This window comes from Pseudoalteromonas sp. ND6B, from assembly GCF_000764215.1.
In the GTDB taxonomy this organism is placed as follows: Bacteria; Pseudomonadota; Gammaproteobacteria; order Enterobacterales; family Alteromonadaceae; genus Pseudoalteromonas; species Pseudoalteromonas tetraodonis.
Genome location: NZ_JQFL01000014.1, coordinates 1 through 24,716 on the forward strand (window position 1 = coordinate 1; position 24,716 = coordinate 24,716).

The window sequence follows — 24,716 nt, forward strand, 5'->3', positions numbered from 1 at the left end:
GGGTTCGGGGTTCGGCAAAGTATTTTATAAAGCGGGCTAATTGATAGCTCGCTTTTTTATTATGAAAAATTTAATGGAGGGCTTCGTTGAGCGATTAGCGGACGTTGGACATAACTTTTGCGCAAGTCCGCTTCAGACAAGGGGCGAACGTTCTACGCCCAAAGCAGCGACAGCGTTAGCTGTCCGACTGACTTTGTTTGTTAGCCTCGAATTGCTTCAATGCCTCCGCTGCAGGCCTGAAGTAGGCGTTTATATAAGATTGCAATTGGTAACCACTAATCTTCCCCTCAAATAACTGCCTTTTTTCTTTTAAACGGAGTCAAGCTTTCAGAGAGTTAATTGTTTTAATATTCTCACTTCGTTTCGATGTATAGGGCGGTATAGAGTATGTACCCACAACATGTGCTACTAAATCACTCACCCCCTCAGAGTACAGAGAAACCTCCCCAACCACGAGAGTACGGCCGACTTTTATCAGAGAACATTCCGCAATGATTCGCTCATTTGCCGATGGCTTACGTAAGAAGTTGATGTTAAGGCTAGTTGTTACTGCCAATGGCACGATGCCAATTTTACCAAGTATCGCCACATAAAGTGCCACATCAGCCACACTCATTAAAACAGGCCCCGAAACCGTTCCGCCAGGACGTAATTCATCCTGACCTACATGATGAGATACAGTCGCTCTACCGTTGCTCACTGCTTCCACAACGCATTTACTTTGTGGAAACTCCGATTTCATGAAAGCGATAACTTCTTCTTTTGTAGCTGTCATTGAGACTCCTTAAATATTTATTCACGTTTATATGCACCTGGTGAAGCGTTGATCCAAGACTTCTATACCCCATTTTGAGCCTAGTTTCTCTTCCACCAATGCAAAGCCCTGACTTTCGTAAAGATATCGAGCTGCATTAAGCCCTGAGAAAGTCCATAAGTTGATTTGGACGAAACCCTGAGCATCGGCAAAAGCTAATGCAGAATTGAGAAGCTGTTTACCTAGTCCGAAACCTCTCAAAGAGTCGTCCGCAATGAACCATCGTAAATGTGCTCGATTATGCCCAAGATCTTCACCATCAATGGCAACAGATGGATTTTATCGTCCCGTTTGATCGTCCAAATCTCATTGCTTGGGTTATCTAGCCTTCCAATAAATTCCGCCATGCTACTCGCCACTGAACATGCAAATTCCCGACCAAAATCAGCCACTGTCGTGTAATAATGGGCATGCATCTCCGTAACACGTGCAATCAACCGGCTTTGTTGCGGAATTCAACTTGAGAGCGAATACTAGCAAAATCGTTTGCATTTTAAACGATATACTGAGTTTCGGGCATACCTATCCCTGTTAGCTTGTTGAGTGCTTTGATCATGGCGTATTTCTCCCCAACTTGTGCATTGTAATTTCGAAACGTGAGTGAAGCGCCTAGTAGTTGTTTTGCGCGATACTTAGCGGTCTCCGACAATGAACGCCTGTGGTAACCATATTTTCGTTTCCACTTTTTGTTCGAACCATAGAGCTTTTGGCAACCAACCGCCAGATTACGTGGATGACCTTTTTCCCAGAAGGCGGCTCCTTCACGTGGAGGGATTAGAGGTATCGCTTTCTTAACCCTAATCGCCCTGTGGCACTCCCTTGTATCGTATGCGCCATCTCTCGAAATTTCCTTGATGGATCGGCGTGTTTGTTTGAGTAAATTTGGGAGTACTTCCGCATCTGTCACGCCTGAAATATTGTACTTGCGCCAGTTAGTGGTTTTGTAGCGAGGCTTCGGCATGTAATCAAAGTCAGTGAATGAATGTCCCTGATCTGATCGTAAGATTCTGATTTAGTTCATTCGATTTCCGCAACAAAGCCCACGCTAATTATTATCAGTCACTGACTGAGTTGAGAGACTAGCGGAAGCCACGAACTGTTAATCAAGTTCGACCACTATTTTACCAATCTGCTGATTTGACTCCAGATAGTGGTGCGCTGCCACTATCTCTTCAAATTTAAAGCTTCGATCAATGACAGGCTTGAGTGTTCCTTCGGATAAACCCGAGTGGATAAATTGCTTTGCTCTGCGAAAGCGCTCGATGTCTTTTACAACTTCAGTAAACACATACCCCCTAACTGTCAGACTTTTACGAAGTGCTATTTTTAAGGGAAAAGGAGTTGTTTCGGGACTTAATGCTCCGTGTACTATTATTGTTCCTTCAGGGCTCATTGCTTCAGCAATTTCAGCTATCTGCGGCCCACAGACAGCATCAAATGCGATTTTTAAATTGTTTTCTCCCAAGATGCTTCTCAAGCTATCCAGCAGCGGCTCTTCTTGAGTTGCAATCACATGGGCCGCGCCTGCCATGAGCACAGCAGCCTTTTTAGCTCGTGTTTGAGTTGTAGCGATAGGGATACCCCCTAGAGAATTCACAATTTGAATCGCAGCCAATCCAACACTGCTCGATGCGGCTGTTATCAGTACTGCATCGCCTTTTTGCACGTTAGCAATTTCGACCAAAGCGCCATAAGCTGTCAGGTACTGCATCCAAGCTGCTGCGCCTTCAGCAAAGGTTAGCCCTGCTGGTTTGAGTGCCACATATTCACTTGGTACGACAATCTCTTCTGCGTAGCAGCCATTCTGAGAAAGCCCCATCTGAGGGACAATACAAACCTCTTCTCCAAGGCGTAAATGATTTACCTCTTCCCCGACTTCAATGACTATCCCGGATGCTTCATAGCCGATTCGCGAAGGGAAGTCAGCCTTTTCTATATAGCGGCCTCGCCTAAACATGGCATCAGCACGATTGAGCCCAACAACTTTGACCGCAATACGTACATCAGTGGCCTGCAAACTTGGACTCGCCAGTGAGTCAATAGTTAATACCTCGGGGCCACCTAATTCATGGAAACGAACAGTTCGAATTAGTTTTCTTGGGCTCATATGCATCCTCAATAATGACTTTTTAAGCAATTACATCAATAACGACTTTACCCATGGACCCCAACTCTACGGCATTATGTGCATCCATTGCCGTGTCTAGGGAAAAGCGTAACGGATCGAGTAGTGGCTTAATTTGTCCAGCTTCAACAAGAGCCGTAATTTGCCGCAGAATGTCACCATGATGTTTGCGTCCCTCTCCGCTGAGCTGTGGGTGTAACACAAAAATCCCTGACAATGTTGCAGAACGTATTGACGACGGTGCGAGGTTATGTGAGCTGAATGCAGCACAGCTTAAAATATGGCCGTAATGTGCAATGATACCTAATGAGGCATCGAGTGCAGAGCCACCGACAGTGTCGTAAATGATATCGAATCCTTTGCCTTGGGTGTATGCGTCCATGTAGTCAGCAGGGCTTGCAGTGTGATAATCAATTGGCGTGACACCAAGCGCCTTGAGCAGTTGTTGTTTTCCAGTCGATGCAGTGGCATAAACGTCGGCACCTAAAGCCTTAGCAATTTGCACGGCTAAATGCCCAACTCCGCCAGCTCCACCTTGGATAAGGATTTTCTGGCCCGCTTTAACATTCGCCTTGTCAACCAAACCTTCCCAAGCAGTAAGTGCAACCAGAGGTAAAGCCGCAGCTTCACGCATGGACAAATTTTTCGGTTTGAGAGCAAGTAACTCAGCATCTACGTTGGCATATTCAGCCAATGAGCCTTGCAATCCTCGCACTCCGCCAGTCAGACCATAAACGGCATCGCCTATTGCAAAGTCGGTGACGCCGTCGCCGATAGCAACAATTTCTCCAGCTAAATCGGTGCCAAGTACTGCGGGTAATTCCGGCATGGCATAAGGAGCGAAACCTTGGCGGATCTTGTAATCAATAGGATTGACTCCACTTGCAAATATTTTTACTTGCACCTGACCTGCTGATGGAGAGGGTAAGTTAATCAGGGCATCCCGGAATACTGTACCCTCTTCATAGCTATCTAATACCAAAGCACGCATTTGTCTGTTTAACGTTGTCATCAATAACCTCACAAACTGAATATTCAGCGGGTGGTTAAATCACCCGCTGGTTAATCGGTCTTTTATTAAACGAATTAAAACTCTTGAACAGTTGGGCGCAGAACAATCTCGTTGATATCCACATCCGCAGGCTGCTCAATTGCGTATGCGATAGCACGAGCAACAGATTCAGATGGAATTTCATTTTGCTGATAAAAATCTTTTACAAAGGCTGCACCCTGAGTATCTGAACTTCCATGTTTTAATTCAGATTCGATTGCCCCCGGTGAAATGATTGTTGAACGAATTTTACCCCCAACTTCATGGCGTAAGCCTTCGGCAATAGCGCGAACAGCGAATTTGGTTCCGCTGTAAACCGTGCCGCCGGGACTGAATACTTTGATACCCGCTACGGAAGAAATATTGATAAAGTGGCCTGTTCCCTGAGCCTGAAAGATCGGAAGCGCTGCGGCTACTCCATACAGCAGACCTTTAACGTTGATGTCAATCATGCGATCCCATTCGTCAACTCGAGTCTCAGCTAACGGTGCAATCGCCATTAACCCTGCATTATTGATAACCACATCAACTTTACCGAAGCGCTCTTGTGCAAGATTTACAAGGGCCTTCACTTCGTCCGGGCTAGTCACATCTGTCGCTTGAACCGCAACTTCTCCGCCCGCTGCGCGTATGTCAGCAGCAATAGCTTCAAGCTTGTCGATGCGTCGGGCACCTAAAACAACAGATGCGCCAAGGCTGGCTAAATGTCTTGCCGTGGTCTCGCCTAAACCGCTGCTACCACCAGTGATAACAACGACCTTACCGCTGATGTTATTTGCTAAAACACTGCTCATAGTTAATATCCTCAAATAAGTTGAATGACGTTGTCTAAATAACAAGCAAAGTATCTCTTACCTTCAAAAATCAATAAATGGAAATATTTTAATTTCACAATTCCATATTTTGGAATAATATTTATGTATTCATTTCAAACCTGAATGTGACTGTGATGCTTAACAGATTGGAAATGCTCCGGATATTTTGTACTGCTGCTGAGTCTCGCAGCTTTAAAGAAGCGGCTAACCGTCTGGGAATTTCTCCTCAGGCAGTGACGCGAGCAGTGAAGGAGTTAGAGCGATTGCAAGGGGAGCTTTTATTTCATCGAAATACTCGACACATACAAGTGACCCTAGTTGGAGAAAAATTTGCTTTGATAGCAAAAGAACGCCTGCGCGCTGTAGATGAATTGTTTCAAACAAGCGCCCCTAACTCGGGTAATGAATTACAAGGGCGTGTTCGTATCGCAGCGCCTGTTGGTTTTGGTCATAAGTGCTTAATGCCAGTGTTACTGGAACTTTCAACAATACATCCTCAACTGGATATAGACCTGACACTCAGTGACGAGCGCGTGGATGTAGTTGACGAAAAAATAGATATTGGGATTCGTATCGGCTTCATGAGAGATAGTCGATTTATTGCCCGCCAGCTCACCAAAATTAATATGTATGTCGTGGCTTCGCCTGACTTAATAAATAGAGTGGGAAGGCCTGCGTCTATTGAAGAACTAAACCACTTGCCGGTTACAGGGTTAGTAGATCGCAATACGGGAAAGCTTTGGCCATGGATTTTTTCCATGGACAGACAGTGGACGCCATCCATAACACGTTTTCGAAGTGCCGACACCGAAGCTGAATTAATGGCTATACAAAATGGACTAGGTTTTGCTCAAATTCCTGACTTTTTGGTCCAAGACTTATTACGCCAAGAGAAACTTGTGAGAGTGTTAGAAGAGGCCGAGCCGGTGCCTTGGGATTTATATATTTATCGCCCTCAACGTGGTCCAGTACCACAACGTATTAGATTGGTTTTTGATCACTTGGTGTCAAGATTGAGTGTCCGCTAATGGCACTCAGCCGATAGTCGGTATAGAGTGGTTTAACTTACAGTGTAAAGCAGTTGTCTCTGGTAAATTCATCATTTTTGTCGGATGGCGTGGCTCCGCCACTTATCCGACCTACACCAAAATGTAGGTTGGTTAAGCCGAAGGGGCCACCCAACAAGCTTTCAAATTCACTTTTTATCCGAACGGCACAAAGCTGACATTGCTACAAATATACTACATATAGTTGATATAGAAACAAAGAAAGAACATAACTCATTGATTTAATTGGTAGCCCCTGCAGGAATCGAACCTGCAACTGCCCCTTAGGAGGGGGCCGTTATATCCATTTAACTAAGAGGCCACATCAAGCTTACAAAAATTATAACGGCATCTGGTTTTTTATATCAAGCATCAAATTAAGTTAATTGCTTGATAAATATATATCTTCTTTATTTAATACGTAAAGCGGTATAAATGTTCGGCTGCTGGCGGCAAGGCGCTTATTTTCAATATTTATTACGCGAGCGTTAATAACAACCCCATCTGCACGGTAAATTAATGTACCCGATAAAACATGGCTGGCTATATTCGTACCTGCAAGCTTGCGAGTGTTTCGGGTGAATGCAAAGTCGCCTTGCTTATTTACGGTAATTAAATTGGCTGTTTTAAAATCAACGGCGCTATAACCAAACTTTTGTAGCTGGTGTATAAAGGTTTCTGATAACTGATTACCTAACTGGCTTGCTGTGGTTAAACTTGCGTCTAAATCAACGAACGACGTAACTGCAATCGCTGCATCTTGCGGGGCTACTTGCATGGTGTCGGTTAAATCAAGTGCCATTTGCTCTACGTAGTTAACTAAACTTTTATGATGCTTGTTTGGATTAAACTGCGTTGTATCGGCGTATTGTTCTTGCTCGTCATTTTGCTGCATTTGCGCCATGATCTGATTAAAATCAAGATCACTAACGACCGTTTGCTCAGACTCAGCTTTAGGCGCCCCACCCATTAAATTACAGCCTGAAAGTAATAATGATAATGCACTTATGCTAATTAAAGCTGAGCGCTTAGCTAAGTTAGCCATGATAAACCTCACTTACTCGCTTGTTTTAGCATAACGCCATCAGCACTGTTACTGCTATTTAACGCGTCGATCACTGATTGCGGAATAAAGCCCTGTGCAGAGCCTACAACCGCTTTACTCGCTAAACCAACAATACGTGCGTTTACTAGTATGCCGCCTTGGTGGTTTACTAGCGTGCCGGCTAATACGTAACTAAAGTTTTGTTCTTGGTTAAGCTCTAAGTAGTCGCGACTAAAAACAAAATCGCCTCCAGGGGTTACACGCATATAATCGGTGGTTTTAAAATCAATGACCGGCACACCAAAATTATGCAGCTCATGCATAAAGCTCTCTGCGATTTGGTTACCTACTAAGTCAGCATTGTTGTAGTCACGGTCTAAAAAAACAAAGCTCGATACCGCCAATGGCGTTTTAGTATTTACGTACTGTAAATTTTCAGCCATGTCTTGCATGATGCCACGCACATAGTGATTAATATTTTTACGTGTTGGCGTGTTAACTTGTTTGTTTTTATTCATCACTGCGGCTTTATTTTGATACAGCGAGTCGCTTTGTGTAGGTGCGGCTACAGGGCGTTGCTCAAAAAACATAGGCGCATCGTCGGTAATTTGTGTGTCACTATGGTTTGTCATTTGTGAACAACCAAAGCCTAGTGGCAAACATAAAGTTAATAGTAGGCGTTTCATGTGTGCTCCTAATTAATATTCACTGCGGTAAATATAGTCACCGCGCTGCTGTATTTTTTCATTGCTCCACATCACATTGATGGGAATTTCAGTACTGCCGGCAGATACAACTTGATTAGTTTGCATATTTACCATGCGCGCGTTAACAATATAAGCATGCTCTTGACGGGTTAAAGTACCGGTGATGACAAAGTCAATAATCTGACGCTGCTTTAAGTTGCCAGTATTGCGGCTAAGTACTGAGTCTGCACTCGCTGATAAGTTAAGTTGGTTTTCAAGCCGGTATTCAACCGTGTTATAACCTAATTGGGTGAATTGGGTTATTAAGCTTTCCTGAATTTGCTGGCTAAGCCCTGTCCCCTGCCCTTGGGCAATTTGTGAATCCAAAGCATTGGCTAAATAAAAGCTGCTGACCGCTATTGAAGCGGTGCTTTTAAAAGGCTCTTTGATATGGCTGAGCTGGGCACTCAAGCTATTTACGTACTGATTGAGCGTATAGGGTGCCATGACCGCTTTAGGCGCATCAGTGCTTATACTTGGCTTTGGCTGGGGTGTTAAGCTACAGCCCGCTAAATTTAATAATAGTAAGGGTAACAAAAGGCGCATAGTTGCCATCCTCTAAAAACATAATAGTTACAAAGCAATTATTATGCCGAATACCCTAGATACATATTTATTTTAATGGCTGTTGGGTGTAATGGCTCACAATGCAGTTGATTTGGCGCTGTTTAAGTCTATCGCAATCAGCAGCGGCATTGGCTTGATTTTGATAAGCTCCAAGCTTTAAACGGTAGTAAGTCATGTCACTCACGTTAATAGTTTCTACATTCGCCACGAATTCGCCCTGAAATAACGAAGATGCGCTGGCTTTTATTTGATTTAAACTTTGGCTAAGTCGGTCTTTGTCGGTAACGGCTGCAACTTGGAGGGCAAACAGCGCTTCAACGGCTCAGGTATGGCATCAATATCTGTTTGTGCAGAAAGAGCTTGAATCAGTAATGATAAGTCCTCTTCCATGGTGCTTAAACGCGCTATTTGCTCTTTGTTGTTATCCCATTGCTCTAAGTAAGGTTTTATATCTTTTTCACGCACAAGCTTGTCGCTTTGTGAGTCGGCGTGCATTAGCTGGTTGCTACAACCAGCTAATGCAAATGGTATTAGTAATATTATTAAACGAAGTTTCACTTTAAAGTACCTATTACAAAAAACTAGCTCTAGCTATTATGCAATAAAAGCGCCAAATAAATAATTTATAATCTAATTGGTTTGTCAGTGTAGTTACTCACAAAGCAATCAACTTTATAGAATTTAAATACCTCACAATCATCCTCTGCACTTTTAAAGTTAAAATACTCACCTAATTTTAGTCGATAATAGGTTTTGTTATTAACCTTTGCTTTTTCAATATTTGTCGTGATTTTGTCCTTAAACAAAGGCGCTGCTTTTTTGTTAATTTGCTTCCATTCTTTAGCAACACTCTCTTGTGAATCGAGTGACGCAACCTGCAATGCAAATACTTTTTTGTTGGTATCAACCATTGCCACTTTTGTTAGCTTCGATGTTTGAGGGAATACTTTTTTCTTCACAATTGAGTTCGTTGCTTTCACAGGCAAACTAACAGCGCGCTTACTGTAGCTTTTTGAAGGGGCTGTAATCATTTTTGTAGGCACGCTAGCATAGCGACTACTGTGTCGCTGATTGTATGGAGCGTCCCCTTTATAGGATTTTGCGTAGCGATTACTATACCTTTGCCTTGGTCGTTCAACTTTATCTGAGGTGCTTGCGTAATTATTACCATATCTAAGATTTGGCGGCGCCTTTGTGTTTATTACTGAGCGAGCATAACGATTGCTAACAGCCTGATTAGATTGCGCTATTGCTTTACTGTTAATAATATCCAGGTTATCAACTAAATATGTGAGCTCACGTTCTAACTTTAATAGCCGTTCTATGCCAGAGCGTGCTTGCTGCCATTGCAAGGCGGCATCTTTTAGTTGAGCAAGCTCAAGTGCAGTGATAGTTACATATTCAGGTGAATCTTTAACTTGTTCATTTAATGATGTTTTATCAGGCGATATCGTACAACCAGTACTTAATAACAACAGTAATACGACTAATAGATATCGGTGATACTTTTTGCTGTATTCACACATTGATTGTTTCTCTTTCAATAGTTTAGACCGCTCAATTAAGTCAATTTTCAATTGAATCAATAAAGCACGTTAACAACAAAACAACTTGGGTTAACATAAAGGTTACAACACAATGTTAAATATGTCTGTATAACTGCAAAAATAGTGATAATTTAAAATACTAAAAAAGCTATTTTACAATCAAAAAAAGCGCCATATAGGCGCTTCTAATAATGATAAGTTTATTTAAATTAACGTTTTAATAAACGTTTTAAGCTCACCGGCGAATTCATCACGACGAAGAGCAAATTCAATGGTTGCTTTTAAATAACCAATTTTACTGCCACAATCATGGCTTCGGCCTTTCATTGCGTAGGCATCTACTTTTTCATCTTGCATAAGCATGGCTATTGCATCTGTTAGCTGAATTTCATCACCAGCACCTTGAGGGGTTTTAGCCAGTAATGGCCAAATATTTTTACTCAACACGTAACGACCAACCACAGCAAGGTTTGAAGGTGCCTCGTCAACGGGTGGTTTTTCTACCATGCTTTGAATGGGTGAGCTTTCACCTTGGTTTAACTCAACATCACCTAAATCCACAACACCAAATTTATCTACGTCATCTTTAGGGACTGGCTCAACCATAATTTGACTGTGTTTAGTTTGCTCAAAGCGAGTAATCATTTCAGCTAAGTTGTCTTTTGTTAGGTCACTTTCTACATCATCAATAATAACGTCGGGTAAAATAACCACAAAAGGTTCATTGCCAATAATAGGGGCGGCACAGTTAATAGCATGGCCTAGGCCTTTTGCTTCACCTTGACGTACATGAATAATGGTCACATCTTTAGGGCAAATAGACTGTATTTCGGCAAGTAATTGCCGCTTTACACGTTTCTCTAACGTTGCCTCTAGTTCAAAGCTGGTATCAAAATGATTTTCAATCGAGTTTTTACTCGAATGCGTTACTAGCACTATCTCTTTAATACCAGCGGCAACCGCTTCGCTAACAACGTATTGAATGAGTGGACGGTCTACAACGGGCAGCATTTCTTTTGGAATTGCTTTAGTTGCCGGTAACATACGTGTTCCAAGGCCGGCTACGGGGATCACTGCTTTCATTATGCTCTCCTTATTTTTTAAACTGAAAATGGGTATTGAATAGCCTCGTGGCATTGATAACCAACCACCTCAAAATCATCACGTGTTACCCATGTTTCTATATCTTCGAGTGACTTAATCTCTGGATTAATTTTTAATTGAGGAGAAGCAAATGGCTCGCGCTTTAATTGCACATCTCGCATTAAATCTAGCTGATTTTCGTAAATGTGGGCATTGGTGATTTTATGATATGCCTTACCGGCTTTGTGGCCAGTAATTTGTGCAACCAGTGCCAATAAAACAAAACATTGAATTTGATTAAAGTTTAGCCCTAACGGTACATCACAACTTCGTTGGTACGAGGTTAAATACAGGGTATCGCCTAGTAATGAAAAGGTATGCGTATGCATACATGGGCGCAAGCAGCCAAGCTCAAACTCACCTGGATTATAAAAGGTAATAATTTCACCGCGATCATCAATCCCATTTTTTAAATTATTGATGACCTTTGCAAGTTGATCCAGTGTTGAACCATCAGGGCGTTGCCAGCCACGTCCTTGCACGCCATAAACGCGCCCCATATCATCCTCACCTTTACGATTAGGATTATTGAGCCAGGAACTATTTTCATTAGCGTTGGCATCCCAAGTTTTACAGCCTATGCTACGAAACTGCTCAGCACTGTCATAGCCTCTTAAATAACCTAATAATTCAGCAATAGCCGCTTTGTAATAGCTTTTTCGCGTGGTGATCATTGGGAACTGATTATTAGCCACATCGTATTCTAAATCAGCGTTTATAACCGTTAAACAACGTGTACCGGTACGCTTGTTTTCAACCCATTGTCCTTGGTCAACAATGCGCTGACATAATTCTAAATATTGTTTCATCTAACTTCTTCTTTTAAGCTTTTGCCGCTGTTTTTGATTGTGGTTGTTTATAGGCCCAAATAAGTAAGCCTAACCCGCCAATTATCATTGGTAACGATAGAATTTGCCCCATTGAGATAAAGTCGGCAAATAGCCCCAATTGCGCATCTGGTTGGCGAAAATATTCAATACAAAATCTAAATACGCCGTAACCCAGTAAAAACAAACCCGACACACTTCCCGCAGGACGTGGACGCTTAATAAACCACAATAATATGACAAACAATACAAGCCCTTCAAAAAAAGCTTCGTAAAGTTGTGAAGGGTGGCGTGCAAGCGGGCCTCCGGTTGGAAACACCATTGCCCACGGAACATCAGTGGTACGCCCCCATAATTCGCCGTTAATAAAGTTACCTATACGCCCAGCCAGTAAACCAACAGGCACTAAAGGTGCTACAAAATCACCGACTTGTAATAACGATTTTTTACGCTTGTAAGCAAAAATAGCAATTGCAGTGATCACCCCCAGTGTCCCACCATGAAACGACATGCCACCTTGGTCTATTCTAAACAAATATAAGGGGTTTTCGATAAAATAGCTAAATTGATAAAACAGAACATAACCAATACGCCCACCTAATATAACGCCCAGCATGCCGTAAAAGAGTAAATCGCTGACTTCGTCTTTAGTCCAACCTGAACCGGATTTATTAGCTTGACGATTAGCAAACCACATCGCAAACGCAAAACCAATTAAGTACATTAACCCATACCAACGAACGCTAAGTGGCCCAATAGAAAAAATTATTGGATCAATTTGAGGAAACTCCAGTGCCATAAAAATAAACCTTTAGCTAAAAACCATTTTAATAGCGATGATAACAAGTAACATCGCGAAAACTTTCTTAATTGTATTCACAGGTAAGTAATGCGTTGCTTTGGCGCCTATTGGCGCTATAAACCATGAGGTAACAACAATCCCTAACAATGCAGGTAAATAAACAAATCCCATAAAACCATGCGCTAAGTCAGTTACTTGCCAACCGGCGCTGACATAACCAATAGAGCCAAAAAAGGCAATTACAATACCACATGCAGCAGCGCAACCAATTGCCTTTTTAATATCAACCGAAAAATAGTGCAACATAGGCACAAGTAATGCGCCACCGCCAATCCCAATCAACCCAGATAGTGCCCCCATTATCGCACTAATACTTCCTAGCACGGGGCCTGCAGGCATCGGGTGACCTACGCTCACTTTATTACGGGCAGAAAGCACCATTCTCATAGCAATAAAAACCACACTCACCGCAAACACGGTTCGTAACATTTTCTCAGGTATAAAGCTGGCAGCAAAGCCGCTAATCAAGGCGCCAATGGCCACACCCGACATTACCCAAGGGGCAATTTTCCAAGGCACATTATCATTTTTATGATGAGCTAACGCTGAAGAAGTCGAGGTAAATAATATAGAGGCTAAAGATGTCGCAATAGCGATAACTAATACATTATCGGCAGCGGCCACATTAAAACCCAGTAACAAGCTCGTTAGCACCGGCACAATGATTAAACCACCGCCTATGCCTAGAAGTCCTGCTAAAAAACCAACAATGCAACCTAATAACGCACAACTTGCAACTAGAAGTCCTAGTTCATACATAGTTATCTCTAATACACTTAAGAATATGTATATTTTAATTGATTATATAAACAATAACAGCTCTATCATTTAGGTGTATAAAATAAATTACCTAGCTGATGCTCTATCATAAAATTACGGGTTAAACGCAACACTTGTTTAGCATTGGGCTGTGCTAAACACTCGCTCAGTAATTGTTCCATGTCGCTTACATTTAAGCGCCTTAGCACCCACTTCACTTTGTTTAGTGACGATAAGTTCATGCTTAAACGCCTATAACCCATAGCAATCAGTAATATTGCTCCCTCGGGATCGCCGCCAAGCTCACCACATAAACTAAAGGGCAATTCATAGTGCTCACATTCGCTGGCAATATTATTTAATACACGTAACACAGCTGGATGATAAGGATTGAATAAATCGGCCACACGGGCATTTGCTCTATCTACCGCTAATAAATACTGAGTTAAATCGTTACTACCCACTGAGCAAAAATCGACTTTTCTAGACCACTCTGGCAGCATAAATACACTTGAAGGTACCTCAAGCATAATGCCAATATCTGGCTTTTCTATTAGTTGCTCAGGAAATGTTTCGCTTAACTCATAATAGGCTTGGTTATACAGTGCCAGCGACTCTTCAACTTCATCAGTGCCACTGATCATAGGCAACATTATTTTTAAATTACCTAAGCCAATATTCGCTTTGAGCATGGCTTTGAGCTGATCTAAAAAAAGCTCAGGATGATCTAGGCTAATTCTAATACCACGCCATCCTAAAAACGGGTTTTCTTCGGTAATATTAAAATAATCTAAAACTTTGTCGCCACCAATATCTAACGTTCGCATAACTACGGGGTTAGGGTAATAGCTACTTAGTACTTCTCGATACCATTTTTCTTGTTCTTGTTGCGATGGAAACTGCCCCTTTTGCATAAACCATGCTTCGGTTCTGTAAAGGCCAACACCATCACAAATATGGGCACTATTTTGTTGCGTATTAAGTTCAAGCCCAGCGTTGAGCAATAAACTAATATGCTCCCCATCCAAGGTAATTGCAGGCAGTGATTGCTCTTCTAAAAAACGATTGTTGAGTAAGTTATCTTGATGTTGTAACTCGGTATACTCATCAATAAGCATTTGCGAAGGCGAAATATATAAACGCCCAGCAAAAGCATCTAAAATCATTTCTTTGTTATCAAACTGCAATAACGGTAAATCTTCAATACCCCAAATTGCAGGCACCCCCATTGCTCGCGTTAAAATAGAGGCATGGCTATTAGCTGAACCATTAATGCTTACCACACCTGCTAAACGCTCATTTGGCACTTCGGCTAACATAGCTGGCGTTAGTGTGTGCGCTATTAAAATGGTGTTTTCAGGGTAGTCTTTTATTGCATGCTCGGTATTCACTAAGTGATGAAGCACCCGTAAGCCAATGTCTTTAACATCAACCGCACGCTCTTTAATGTAAGGGTCTTGCATTTCATTAAACTGCGCAACTAAACGTTCAATCACAATTTTTAATGCACTTTTTGCACACCAACCTTCTTGTAATTGTGCCTCTACATTATGACCTAAGCTTTTAGCATCCAATAATTGCTGATACACATCAAACACCGCCAACGCTTCTTGAGGTATGGTATCGCTTAATGTCATCGATAAAGTGCTAAATTCTTTGCGCGTTGCAGCAACCGCTTGCGTGAATAAACGGCGTTGTTCATTCACATCGCTATTTTTGGTAAGCTCTATAGACTTAAAATTAAGTTTAGGAATAACAACAAAGGCTTTACCAATACTAATGCCTGGGGCACTAGACACCCCTTTTAAAACCGATGTTTGATGAGACGACTCGTCTTGGCGTAATACTTCTTTTATTTCAGCATGGGCTAATTGCGAAGCTAACTGAGCAGAAAGCGTAATTAAAAACGACTCTTCATCTTGAGAAAATACTCGAGCCATTTTCTGTTGCACAACAATAACGCCCAATACCTTTTTTTGATGAACAACAGGCACAGACAAAAAGGCGTTATAGCCTTCTTCGTTCACTTCTGGGGAGAGTTTAAAGCGAGGGTGCGATTTAGCAAAGGCAATGTTAATTGCTTCTTCACGCTGAGCAACAAGCCCAACTAAACCCTCGGTAAAGCCAATTCTAAATTTGCCCACCGCATCAGGGTTTAACCCTTCGGTAGCCATCAGTACAAAATTATCTTGACTGTAATCGGCAAAATAAATGGAGCAGCACTGGGTATTCATGGCATCTTTTACCATTTTCACAAAGCACACTAACGCATCGTCTAAATTCGCTTGTTGCGAAACAGACTCAGCTATTGATCTGAGTGTTGCCAGCATACACTGCTCCTTTTTATGTAAAACTACCTTTTGCTTCGCCAATTGTCTTTTTGTTGCTCTCGCTTATTGAAGGGCATAGCAAAAGGAGCAAACTCTTTCATTACACGTCGATAAACATCCCGTTTAAACGATACTACCTGCCTTACTGGATACCAATAACTCACCCACCGCCAATCATCAAATTCAGGATGGTGCGTTTTTAGTAAGTTTACATCTTCATCTTTACAGCGTAACTTCAGTAAAAACCATTTTTGTTTTTGCCCAATACACACCGGACTTGAGTCGCGGCGGATTAATCGTTTGGGTAATTTATAGCGTAACCAATGTTTTGAGCTTGCAACTATTTCTACATCTTCTGGTCGCAAACCTACTTCTTCGTGTAATTCACGGTACATAGTTTGTTCTGGTGTTTCACCATCATCAACACCGCCTTGGGGAAATTGCCAAGAATGTTGACCATAGCGTCTGGCCCAAAACACTTGCCCCTGATTATTGCAAATTACAATTCCGACATTGGCACGAAAACCTTCGGCATCAATCACCTTAGTGCCTCATTTGTAAGTCGATTTTTTATGATTGTTCCACATTAGCTGCAATACGGCAAATACTATTACGTACAAGCCCCGTTAACGTCCTCGGTTAAGGCAAATTAATAGCGAAATCCATTGCATGTGAATAACAAACAACACTGCCATGTATAAATACATAAAAACCACACTGTTTATGCTGGTTACTCACAGCTTGTGCATAACTTTTGTAAAACACGCTCATTTAGCAAACAAATCCACAATACAAGATATAAAAGGTGATGTTCTCCACAGAATCTGTGGATAAACATGTTTATACATCTGTATTTATCCTAACAACAATTATAGACCTTAATTAAAACTGAACACCAAAAACAAAAAAAACAATGTAGTTCAGTTACTTAGTTAATTTTAGCGTTTTAAAGCAGTGCATAAAATTACACCAACCACGGCGCGTATAAAAATCAACCAACCGCTAAAGATATCCACTAACACACTAATTTGCTATCATGGCGTTGGTATTTATTCAACTAAATTAACAGTATGCAACCTTTAAAACCTCATTCAATTAATCAATTAATGCAACGTGTCAATAATATTGCAGGACTCACACTTGGACAACTCGCACAGCAGTACCACTTTAAAACGCCAGATGATTTATTGCGTGAAAAAGGCTGGACAGGTCAACTGATTGAGTATGTATTAGGCGCAAGTGCTGGGTCAAAACCGCTACCCGACTTTGAGGATTTAGGCATAGAGCTTAAAACATTGCCTATTTCATATAAAGGTAAACCGCTAGAAACCACCTTTGTGTCGGTTACCCCGCTAATGAATGTAACTGGCATGACGTGGCACACAAGTAGCGTACGTAAAAAGTTGAATCATGTTTTATGGTTACCTATTTTAAGTGAGCGCAATATCGCCCCGTTTGATAGAACCATAGGCAGTGGCTTTTTGTGGCAACCCTCCCCCGCGCAAGATGCGCAATTACAGCGAGACTGGGAAGAGCAAATGGAGCTTATCGCGCTTGGTCGGGTAGATGAAATATCAGGGCATTTAGGCGACGCTATGCAAATACGGCCAAAAGCTGCTAATAGCAAAGTAGTTACCGATGCCATAGGCCCCAACGGACAAATTATACAAACACTGCCCCGTGGCTTTTATTTAAAAACCAGTTTTACAAAAGAGATATTAAAACAGCAGTTTCAGTTGTAATTATTTGTCGGTATTAATTTTTGCACCAAATAGATTCGCGTAACCAAAAAGGTTTTTCTCGCATCCAAAGCGTACAAATCCACTTTTCACCTAATAATACGGGTTTTCCACTATGTACTGAGTTTTTATCTACCTGATTACCAATCATATTATTAAATTTAATCACTTGTCCTTGCTTGGCTTTAACACTTACATTCCAGTCTTTAAAGGCGGTTTCTCCACCTTCAAATCCGTCATTTAAATTTATAATACGTGTTCGCCGTCTTTGACCAAAAAAATTAAGTTCTTTTTTAGCATTTTCATTTGAAGGTGTAATAAAATCATAGTGCCATTTGTATTGCTGACCTTGAGTATAACGATAAATAATCATAGGCTCAGCATATGCTAAGTCAGCATAGTCGTCTGAACATATGATGCGCTGTAATATAGCTATTAAAATATTATCGACTGGTAATTGTGTTATAAGCTGCTCATTGTCTCTGATGTCTATAACTTTTTGTCTTGTAGAGTTTTCAGCATACACTCCAGCTAAATTTAAATTATTATTAGCAAGCTTTATAATCTCCTGCGCTAATTCATTCGTTAGTTGCGTTTCTAATGTTGTCACAGGTAATGATTGTTCAGAGGATTGAATATTCAATGGCATAATTAAGCTACTCCACAACCCTATTAAATCGGTTTCAATACCCTGCTGTATAGTCTTAGGAAGGCCTGATATATGTTTTTCAAAGTTAATTGTTACTTGTGGATCAGCAGTTCGGATTGGCCAAAAGTGAGATAAAACCTTAAGAGCTTTAATTTTATGATACTTAGCTAAGCATAAAACAATGGCTAGCTCCTGAGAAGAAGTTGATGATGAAAGCGCATGGCACAACCAATAGTGAACAAATTCAGGAGCTGTTAGCGCAAAAGACACTATTTCTTGTTTTGGAGGAAGCGTGCCATGATATTTGGCATTTATGAGGTGAGTAACATAGTTATTTTTCATAATCATTTTATTGTTATTTTTAATACGCTCCTAAAGTAACAATAAATTTACAAACAATAAACCACCCACCTATTATATTTGCATTTATGATTAAAAATCCCCGCATAAGCGAGGATTTTTATAATCTTAAATATCAGATTCTGATTGGAGAATTACTGACCTTTAACTTCTTTTAAACCATTGTACGGTGCTTTAGCGCCTAATTGCTCTTCAATACGTAGCAATTGGTTGTACTTAGCAACACGATCTGAACGGCTTAATGAACCTGTTTTAATTTGACCTGCAGCAGTACCTACTGCTAAATCAGCAATAGTTGCATCTTCAGTTTCACCAGAGCGGTGAGAAATAACCACTGTAAAACCTGCATCTTTTGCCATTTTGATTGCCGCTAACGTTTCTGTTAGTGAACCAATTTGGTTAAATTTAATTAAGATTGAGTTAGCAATACCATTGTCGATACCACGTTTTAAAATCTTAGTATTGGTTACGAATAAATCATCACCCACTAATTGAACTTTATCGCCCATTAGTTTGGTTTGGTGTGCAAAGCCATCCCAATCAGACTCATCTAAACCATCTTCAATTGATACAATTGGGTATTGCTCAGTTAAATCTTTTAAGAAGTGGTTAAACTCTTCAGATGTAAATTGCTTACCTTCACCTTTAAGGTCGTAGATATTTGCTTCTTTGTTATAAAACTCAGAGGCCGCACAATCAAGTGCAAGGGTAATATCTTTACCAAGCTCATAACCGGCATTTGCAACAGCCACTTTAATAGCTGCAAGTGCAGCTTCGTTTGATGCAAGGTTTGGTGCAAAACCACCTTCGTCACCTACAGCTGTTGAATGTCCATCTGCTTTAAGTACTTTTGCAAGGCTATGAAATACTTCAGCACCCATACGCAATGCTTCACGGAAGTTAGTAGCACCTACTGGCTGAACCATAAATTCTTGAATATCTACTGAGTTATCAGCGTGCTCACCGCCGTTGATGATGTTCATCATTGGTAGTGGCATAGAGTAAACACCTGGCGTGCCATTTAAGTCAGCAATGTGCTCGTAAAGCTCTACTTTTTTAGATTGTGCAGCCGCTTTTGCGTTAGCAAGTGAAACCGCTAAAATAGCATTAGCACCTAGTTTTTCTTTGTTTTCAGTACCATCTAAATCAAGCATTACTTGGTCTACATCACTTTGAGCAAGTGCGTTTTGACCTTTTAGCGCTTCTGCAATTTCATTATTAATGAAGCCAACCGCTTTTAATACGCCTTTACCTAAGTAACGCGCTTTATCACCATCACGTAATTCTAATGCTTCGCGAGTTCCTGTAGATGCACCTGAAGGTGCAGCAGCACGGCCCCATGAACCATCAGCTAAATATACCTCAGCTTCAACAGTTGGGTTACCACGCGAGTCCATAATTTCACGACCGATTACTTTTACGATTTCTGACATCTTGATTCCTCTATATTCCCAAAATGGTGAGTGCGGCTAACCTGAGTTTGGCTAGCCTTAGAAACAAAAAAGGCCGCGCAATATGCACAGCCTTTTTTAAATTACGAAGACGCTTTTTGGTAGGTATGAGCCGCAGCTACAAACCCTTCAAATAGCGGATGACCATCGCGTGGTGTTGAAGTGAATTCCGGGTGGAATTGCGCTGCAATAAACCAAGGGTGATCTTTATTTTCAATAATCTCTACTAGCTTTTTATCTTCAGATAAACCAGTAAAGCTTAAACCTGCTTGTTCAAGCTGTGCAACGAAGTTGTTGTTAACTTCATAACGGTGACGGTGACGTTCAACAATTTCGTCGCTGCCATACACTTCGTGTACTTTAGAGCCAGGCGTTAAATGGCATTTTTGTGCGCCTAAACGCATTGTGCCACCTAAATCAGATTTTTCATCACGTACTTCTACGTTACCCTCAGCGTCTAGCCACTCAGTGATTAAACCAACCACTGGAGCCTCTGAGTTTGCATTAAATTCCGTTGAGTTTGCATCAACTAAACCGGCAACATTTCGTGCGTATTCAATAAGCGCAACCTGCATACCTAAACAAATACCTAAGTAAGGCACTTTGTTTTCACGAGCATATTTAGCCGCTAGAATCTTACCTTCAACACCACGACCACCAAAACCACCTGGCACTAAAATAGCATCTAAGCGAGAAAGAATATCCGTTCCTTTAGTTTCTAAGTCTTGTGAATCAACGTATTGAATATTAATAGTTAAACGATTTTTTAGTCCCGCATGTTTTAATGCTTCGTTTACTGATTTGTATGCATCCGGTAATTCAATGTATTTACCAACCATACCAATTGTCACTTCACCCGTTGGGTTAGACTCTTGATACAATACTTGTTCCCACTCAGCTAAATCAGCCTCAGGCGCGTCTAAATGAAAACGACGACATACAAAGTTATCTAACTCTTGCGATTTTAATAACGCAGGGATTTTATAAATACTGTCTACATCAGGCAGTGAAATAACGGCTTTTTCTTCAACGTTTGTGAACAATGCAATTTTTGCACGCTCGTTATTTGGCAGCTTACGATCTGAGCGACAAATAAGAATATCTGGTTGAATACCGACTGAGCGTAACTCTTTAACTGAGTGCTGAGTTGGTTTTGTTTTCACTTCACCGGCAGGGCCTAAGAATGGCACTAGCGTTAAGTGAATAAATAGCGCACGTTCACGACCAATCTCTGTGCCCATTTGACGAATAGCTTCGATAAATGGTTGTGACTCAATATCGCCTACCGTACCACCAATTTCAACGATTGCTATATCATGGCCTTCTGCGCCATCATAAACACGTTGCTTAATATCATTAGTGATATGAGGAATAACCTGAATTGTTGCGCCAAGATATTCGCCACGTCTTTCACGACGTAGTACATCTTCATATACGCGCCCTTGCGTAAAGTTATTACGGCTGGTCATTTTGGTGCGAATAAAACGTTCGTAGTGACCTAAATCAAGGTCGGTCTCTGCGCCGTCTTCGGTAACGTATACTTCACCGTGTTGAATTGGGCTCATTGTGCCTGGGTCAACGTTGATGTAAGGATCCAGCTTTAAAATGGTAACATCTAAGCCACGGGCTTCTAAAATAGCGGCCAATGATGCTGCTGCAATACCTTTACCCAACGAAGAAACAACTCCGCCAGTAACGAAGATAAATTTTGTACTCATGCGAACCCTAGAATATCAGGAATTAAAAGGAATATAATACCCAAACAAGTGATTTTGGAATATAAACAAGACGGGGCGAAATTGTACCAAAACATGGCTGAGCAATCCAGCTATAAATGGCAAATCTGTGCACAAAAAACAGACATTTTTTATGTCCCTATTTATTTAATTTTTTTTTATCGCATCCCATGCCGCATCCATTTCCTCTAAAGACGCTGACTCAATACATTTACCCTGTGTAATTAAGTAGTTTTGTACCTTTTCAAATCGTGCAGAAAACTTATCGTTGGCACTACGGAGCAATTGCTCTGGATCCCGTTTAACATGGCGCGCTACATTCACGGTCGCGAACAACAAATCACCTAGTTCTTCTGCTGTATGGTCTGAGTAAGGGTCATGTTCTAAGGCTTCTTTGACTTCCTCAACTTCCTCACTCACCTTATCTATAGCGCCATGATAAGTGGGCCAGTCAAAGCCTAAAGCGGCTACACGTTGCTGAATTTTTTTGGCTTTTGTTAAGCTAGGTAAACTGTTTGGTATATCTTGCCAAAGTACTGAGCTTTGACCTTGGGGTTTAGCCGCACGCTCTTGTGCTTTTATTGCTTGCCACTGCGCAGCTAATTCGGCATCGGTTTTAGGTGTGTCTTGCGCTGAAAATACATGCGGATGACGACGCACCAACTTTTCATTTAACTGTGCCACTACATCGTTAAAATTAAATAATTGCTGCTCTTGTGCTAGTTGCGCATAAAACACAATTTGAAATAGTAAGTCGCCTAACTCATTTTTTAAATCGTTTAAATTATTCGTTTCAATACAATCAGCCACTTCATAGGCTTCTTCAAGAGTATGCGGCACGATTGACGCAAACGTTTGCTTGAGATCCCAAGGGCATCCGCCCTCAGGGTTTCTCAGTGTTTGCATTATTTCCAGCAGTTGGCTTAAAGCATCATTATTAGCCTGATTACTGCCCTCGTTTTGCACTGTGCACCCCTTCTATCTGGTGTAACTTAGAAAGCACTTTATTTGTGCCTTGTAAGTCATGCACTTCTATTTGCATCACAAAAATAGCCGTTTGAGTGCTATCAACCGTGTTGACATTCATATTGAGCACATTGACTTTTTCATTCGCCAAAGCAGAACTAATATCACGAATTAAACCAGACCGATCGCTGGCTTCAATACGAATAGTTAACGCGTAGGAGCTGCTAATATCATCTGACCAACTTACTGAAATAACGCGCTCTGGGTGCTTGTTTTTTAAATTACTAAACGAGTCACAATCCTCACGATGCACGGCAATGCCACGGCCTTGGGTAATATACCCAATAATTTCATCCCCAGGTACAGGGCGGCAACAGCGAGCAACATGACTCATTAAACTGCCTACTCCATCAACCACAATACCGTTTTTATCGCCAGTCACTTTACTGGGCGATTTAAAGCGAATAACCGGCTCGTGCTCCGTTCTATCGGTAATAAAGTTAAGCATTTGGTTAAGGCGAATATCGCCTGCACCAATGGCGACCATTAAGTCATCAAGCTCTCTAAAGTTAAAGCGCTTTATCGCTGGGTCTAAATCTTTGTAAGTTAACTCTAACTTTTGTAATTCGTTATCAAGGATTTCTTTACCCGCACTTAAATTTTTATCGCGGTCGAGCTGTTTAAACCAATGGTGGATTTTGGCTCTAGCGCGAGACGATTTTATATAACCCAGCGACGGATTTAGCCAATCACGACTTGGATTTGGCTGCTTTTGGGTCAGTATTTCAACCTGATCGCCGGTACTTAATTGATGAGTAAACGGCACTATTTTGCCAAATATTTTTGCACCAATACACCGATGCCCTACATTGGAGTGAATGTAGTAAGCAAAATCAAGAGGCGTTGCCCCTAGCGGTAAGTCAAAAATATCTCCACGTGGAGTAAACACATAGACGCGGTCTTCAACCACTTGGTTTTTAAGCTCTTGCGCTAAATCGCTGCCATCAACCACTTCTTCTTGCCATTGCAGTAACTTACGCAACCAGCTAATTTTTTGCTCATAGCCTGAACCACGCCCTGGTAACGCACCTTCTTTGTACATCCAATGTGCGGCAACACCCAGCTCTGCATCTTGATGCATGTCGTGCGTTCGTATCTGAATCTCAACAGTTTTACCTTCGGGGCCAAATACTACGGTATGAATAGACTGGTAGCCGTTTTGTTTTGGGGTCGCAACGTAATCGTCAAATTCTTTATTTAAATGGCGCCAATTAGTGTGCACTATGCCTAGGGCGCCGTAGCAATCTTGTAATCGTTCAACCACAATTCGCATCGCGCGTATGTCAAACAGCTGATCAAACTCGTAGTTCTTTTTCGCCATTTTTTTATAAATGCTGTAGATATGTTTTGGCCTGCCGTATACCTCAGCTTTAATACCCGCTTCATGTAGGCGCTGTTTTACTTGCTCAACCATATCAGCCATATACGCTTCACGGGCAAGGCGCTTATCATCAAGTTGTTTAGCTATATTTTTATAAATATCTGGGTGTAAATAGCGAAAGGCTAAATCCTCTAGCTCCCACTTTAATTGGCCAATACCAAGGCGATTAGCAAGCGGTGCAAATATATCCGCAGTCTCTTTGGCTGCAATCACTCGCTCTTCTTCAGCGGCATCTTTTACGTTGCGTAAATGGCACACCTGTTCGGCTAATTTAATCACCACGGCACGCACATCTTCCACCATAGCAAGCAACATACGGCGAATATTATCGACCTGCACGGTACCATTGCCTTGATGAGCTAACGTACTTATGGTGGCCATTTGCGACACACCCGTTAATAACACCGCAACATGATTTCCTAAATGCTCTTCGACAGCGTCAATGCTCACTACATCATTTAAATAATAAGGGGTTAAATAGGCGGTGGCTAACGAGTCAGCATCTAAATTTAGCTCAACCAAAATCTCCACCATCTCTATGGCGGTATTTTGGCGTTCGCTGTTATCACAAGTTTGGCAAAGTTGCTGCGCTTTATTGAGTAAGCTAATTTTTTCCTGAGACAAATCAAGAGATTCTACGCGTGAAAAAAAATCACCCGCTTTGTCATGTTGATGAGATTGACGTGTCGCTACCATA

General features: G+C 41.5%; 24 protein-coding genes, 1 tRNA gene and 1 pseudogene. 2 read left to right on the forward strand and 24 right to left on the reverse strand.

Annotated elements, in window-relative coordinates:
* Positions 1–319: 319 nt before the first annotated feature.
* The 6 genes and pseudogenes from ND6B_RS15200 to ND6B_RS15180 all read right to left on the reverse strand — a co-directional run bounded on the left by ND6B_RS15200 (position 320) and on the right by ND6B_RS15180 (position 4,784).
* Positions 320–775, reverse strand: coding sequence for a PaaI family thioesterase (locus ND6B_RS15200; protein ID WP_008464865.1), 456 nt, complete (start codon positions 773–775; stop codon positions 320–322).
* Positions 776–802: 27 nt separating this feature from the next.
* The gene (locus tag ND6B_RS20550) at positions 803–1,078 is read right to left on the reverse strand and encodes a GNAT family N-acetyltransferase (protein WP_350608370.1); all 276 of its coding nucleotides are present in this window, start codon (positions 1,076–1,078) and stop codon (positions 803–805) included.
* Positions 1,079–1,307: 229 nt separating this feature from the next.
* Positions 1,308–1,733: pseudogene (locus ND6B_RS15195) on the reverse strand (transposase); the annotation flags it as partial.
* A gap of 180 nt (positions 1,734–1,913) precedes the next feature.
* On the reverse strand, positions 1,914–2,921 hold the full coding sequence (locus ND6B_RS15190; RefSeq protein WP_033102784.1) for a zinc-dependent alcohol dehydrogenase family protein: 1,008 nt from the start codon (positions 2,919–2,921) through the stop codon (positions 1,914–1,916).
* Between the two features lie 22 nt (positions 2,922–2,943).
* Positions 2,944–3,951: a zinc-dependent alcohol dehydrogenase family protein gene (locus ND6B_RS15185; RefSeq protein ID WP_033102785.1), complete on the reverse strand. Its 1,008-nt coding sequence runs from the start codon at positions 3,949–3,951 to the stop codon at positions 2,944–2,946.
* A 74-nt stretch (positions 3,952–4,025) separates the two neighbouring features.
* Positions 4,026–4,784, reverse strand: a complete 759-nt coding sequence (locus ND6B_RS15180) for an SDR family oxidoreductase (RefSeq protein WP_033102786.1) — start codon at positions 4,782–4,784, stop codon at positions 4,026–4,028.
* Positions 4,785–4,939: 155 nt separating this feature from the next.
* On the opposite strand from ND6B_RS15180, the gene ND6B_RS15175 reads away from it, so the two are divergent.
* Positions 4,940–5,833 (forward strand): LysR family transcriptional regulator, encoded by an 894-nt coding sequence (locus ND6B_RS15175; protein ID WP_033102886.1) that lies wholly within the window; start codon positions 4,940–4,942, stop codon positions 5,831–5,833.
* A gap of 265 nt (positions 5,834–6,098) precedes the next feature.
* Here the strand turns inward: ND6B_RS15175 and ND6B_RS15170 are convergent.
* From ND6B_RS15170 to rppH, 13 genes are all read right to left on the reverse strand, one after another.
* Positions 6,099–6,173, reverse strand: a tRNA-Arg gene (locus tag ND6B_RS15170).
* Between the two features lie 60 nt (positions 6,174–6,233).
* Positions 6,234–6,896, reverse strand: a complete 663-nt coding sequence (locus ND6B_RS15165) for a FlgO family outer membrane protein (RefSeq protein ID WP_033102787.1) — start codon at positions 6,894–6,896, stop codon at positions 6,234–6,236.
* A gap of 8 nt (positions 6,897–6,904) precedes the next feature.
* Complete coding sequence (locus tag ND6B_RS15160) at positions 6,905–7,582, reverse strand: FlgO family outer membrane protein (RefSeq protein ID WP_033102788.1); 678 nt, start codon at positions 7,580–7,582, stop codon at positions 6,905–6,907.
* A 12-nt stretch (positions 7,583–7,594) separates the two neighbouring features.
* Positions 7,595–8,188 (reverse strand): FlgO family outer membrane protein, encoded by a 594-nt coding sequence (locus ND6B_RS15155; RefSeq protein ID WP_033102789.1) that lies wholly within the window; start codon positions 8,186–8,188, stop codon positions 7,595–7,597.
* Between the two features lie 67 nt (positions 8,189–8,255).
* On the reverse strand, positions 8,256–8,519 hold the full coding sequence (locus ND6B_RS19855) for an SPOR domain-containing protein (RefSeq protein ID WP_081844563.1): 264 nt from the start codon (positions 8,517–8,519) through the stop codon (positions 8,256–8,258).
* On the reverse strand, positions 8,462–8,767 hold the full coding sequence (locus ND6B_RS15150; RefSeq protein WP_235420436.1) for a hypothetical protein: 306 nt from the start codon (positions 8,765–8,767) through the stop codon (positions 8,462–8,464). The genes ND6B_RS19855 and ND6B_RS15150 overlap by 58 nt, the downstream gene beginning before the upstream one ends.
* 65 nt (positions 8,768–8,832) lie before the next feature.
* Positions 8,833–9,735, reverse strand: coding sequence for an SPOR domain-containing protein (locus tag ND6B_RS15145; protein ID WP_033102790.1), 903 nt, complete (start codon positions 9,733–9,735; stop codon positions 8,833–8,835).
* A 225-nt stretch (positions 9,736–9,960) separates the two neighbouring features.
* Positions 9,961–10,839 (reverse strand): UTP--glucose-1-phosphate uridylyltransferase GalU, encoded by an 879-nt coding sequence (galU, locus tag ND6B_RS15140; RefSeq protein ID WP_013465615.1) that lies wholly within the window; start codon positions 10,837–10,839, stop codon positions 9,961–9,963.
* A gap of 17 nt (positions 10,840–10,856) precedes the next feature.
* Complete coding sequence (locus ND6B_RS15135) at positions 10,857–11,708, reverse strand: thymidylate synthase (protein ID WP_033102791.1); 852 nt, start codon at positions 11,706–11,708, stop codon at positions 10,857–10,859.
* A gap of 13 nt (positions 11,709–11,721) precedes the next feature.
* Positions 11,722–12,525 carry a prolipoprotein diacylglyceryl transferase gene (gene lgt / locus ND6B_RS15130; protein ID WP_033102792.1) on the reverse strand — a complete coding sequence of 268 codons (804 nt, stop codon included), beginning with the start codon at positions 12,523–12,525 and terminating at the stop codon, positions 11,722–11,724.
* Between the two features lie 12 nt (positions 12,526–12,537).
* Positions 12,538–13,347: a sulfite exporter TauE/SafE family protein gene (locus ND6B_RS15125; protein ID WP_033102793.1), complete on the reverse strand. Its 810-nt coding sequence runs from the start codon at positions 13,345–13,347 to the stop codon at positions 12,538–12,540.
* 65 nt (positions 13,348–13,412) lie between these two features.
* A complete protein-coding gene (gene ptsP, locus ND6B_RS15120) occupies positions 13,413–15,677 on the reverse strand; it encodes a phosphoenolpyruvate--protein phosphotransferase (RefSeq protein WP_033102794.1) in 2,265 nt (754 codons plus the stop codon).
* A gap of 23 nt (positions 15,678–15,700) precedes the next feature.
* Positions 15,701–16,219, reverse strand: coding sequence for an RNA pyrophosphohydrolase (rppH, locus tag ND6B_RS15115; protein ID WP_013465620.1), 519 nt, complete (start codon positions 16,217–16,219; stop codon positions 15,701–15,703).
* A gap of 528 nt (positions 16,220–16,747) precedes the next feature.
* On the opposite strand from rppH, the gene mutH reads away from it, so the two are divergent.
* On the forward strand, positions 16,748–17,419 hold the full coding sequence (gene mutH, locus ND6B_RS15110) for a DNA mismatch repair endonuclease MutH (RefSeq protein WP_033102795.1): 672 nt from the start codon (positions 16,748–16,750) through the stop codon (positions 17,417–17,419).
* A 13-nt stretch (positions 17,420–17,432) separates the two neighbouring features.
* On the opposite strand, the gene ND6B_RS15105 is transcribed toward mutH, so the two are convergent.
* The 5 genes from ND6B_RS15105 to relA form a co-directional block, all read right to left on the reverse strand.
* Positions 17,433–18,407, reverse strand: coding sequence for a prolyl hydroxylase family protein (locus ND6B_RS15105; protein ID WP_033102796.1), 975 nt, complete (start codon positions 18,405–18,407; stop codon positions 17,433–17,435).
* A 152-nt stretch (positions 18,408–18,559) separates the two neighbouring features.
* The gene (eno, locus tag ND6B_RS15100) at positions 18,560–19,858 is read right to left on the reverse strand and encodes a phosphopyruvate hydratase (RefSeq protein WP_008111781.1); all 1,299 of its coding nucleotides are present in this window, start codon (positions 19,856–19,858) and stop codon (positions 18,560–18,562) included.
* 101 nt (positions 19,859–19,959) lie between these two features.
* A complete protein-coding gene (locus ND6B_RS15095; RefSeq protein WP_013465625.1) occupies positions 19,960–21,594 on the reverse strand; it encodes a CTP synthase in 1,635 nt (544 codons plus the stop codon).
* Positions 21,595–21,759: 165 nt separating this feature from the next.
* Positions 21,760–22,578: a nucleoside triphosphate pyrophosphohydrolase gene (gene mazG, locus ND6B_RS15090; protein WP_033102797.1), complete on the reverse strand. Its 819-nt coding sequence runs from the start codon at positions 22,576–22,578 to the stop codon at positions 21,760–21,762.
* Positions 22,559–24,715, reverse strand: coding sequence for a GTP diphosphokinase (gene relA / locus ND6B_RS15085; RefSeq protein ID WP_013465627.1), 2,157 nt, complete (start codon positions 24,713–24,715; stop codon positions 22,559–22,561). Before relA ends, mazG begins: the two co-directional genes overlap by 20 nt.
* Between the last annotated feature and the right edge of the window lies 1 nt (position 24,716).

Bases quoted from the DNA above. Each gene is read 5' to 3' on its own strand.
- ND6B_RS15200 (WP_008464865.1), bottom strand. From the start codon at position 775: ATGACAGCTACAAAAGAAGAAGTTATCGCTTTCATGAAATCGGAGTTT.
- ND6B_RS15190 (WP_033102784.1), bottom strand. From the start codon at position 2,921: ATGAGCCCAAGAAAACTAATTCGAACTGTTCGTTTCCATGAATTAGGT.
- ND6B_RS15185 (WP_033102785.1), bottom strand. From the start codon at position 3,951: ATGACAACGTTAAACAGACAAATGCGTGCTTTGGTATTAGATAGCTAT.
- ND6B_RS15180 (WP_033102786.1), bottom strand. From the start codon at position 4,784: ATGAGCAGTGTTTTAGCAAATAACATCAGCGGTAAGGTCGTTGTTATC.
- ND6B_RS15175 (WP_033102886.1), top strand. From the start codon at position 4,940: ATGCTTAACAGATTGGAAATGCTCCGGATATTTTGTACTGCTGCTGAG.
- ND6B_RS15165 (WP_033102787.1), bottom strand. From the start codon at position 6,896: ATGGCTAACTTAGCTAAGCGCTCAGCTTTAATTAGCATAAGTGCATTA.
- ND6B_RS15160 (WP_033102788.1), bottom strand. From the start codon at position 7,582: ATGAAACGCCTACTATTAACTTTATGTTTGCCACTAGGCTTTGGTTGT.
- ND6B_RS15155 (WP_033102789.1), bottom strand. From the start codon at position 8,188: ATGCGCCTTTTGTTACCCTTACTATTATTAAATTTAGCGGGCTGTAGC.
- ND6B_RS15145 (WP_033102790.1), bottom strand. From the start codon at position 9,735: ATGTGTGAATACAGCAAAAAGTATCACCGATATCTATTAGTCGTATTA.
- galU (WP_013465615.1), bottom strand. From the start codon at position 10,839: ATGAAAGCAGTGATCCCCGTAGCCGGCCTTGGAACACGTATGTTACCG.
- ND6B_RS15135 (WP_033102791.1), bottom strand. From the start codon at position 11,708: ATGAAACAATATTTAGAATTATGTCAGCGCATTGTTGACCAAGGACAA.
- lgt (WP_033102792.1), bottom strand. From the start codon at position 12,525: ATGGCACTGGAGTTTCCTCAAATTGATCCAATAATTTTTTCTATTGGG.
- ND6B_RS15125 (WP_033102793.1), bottom strand. From the start codon at position 13,347: ATGTATGAACTAGGACTTCTAGTTGCAAGTTGTGCGTTATTAGGTTGC.
- ptsP (WP_033102794.1), bottom strand. From the start codon at position 15,677: ATGCTGGCAACACTCAGATCAATAGCTGAGTCTGTTTCGCAACAAGCG.
- mutH (WP_033102795.1), top strand. From the start codon at position 16,748: ATGCAACCTTTAAAACCTCATTCAATTAATCAATTAATGCAACGTGTC.
- ND6B_RS15105 (WP_033102796.1), bottom strand. From the start codon at position 18,407: ATGAAAAATAACTATGTTACTCACCTCATAAATGCCAAATATCATGGC.
- eno (WP_008111781.1), bottom strand. From the start codon at position 19,858: ATGTCAGAAATCGTAAAAGTAATCGGTCGTGAAATTATGGACTCGCGT.
- ND6B_RS15095 (WP_013465625.1), bottom strand. From the start codon at position 21,594: ATGAGTACAAAATTTATCTTCGTTACTGGCGGAGTTGTTTCTTCGTTG.
- relA (WP_013465627.1), bottom strand. From the start codon at position 24,715: ATGGTAGCGACACGTCAATCTCATCAACATGACAAAGCGGGTGATTTT.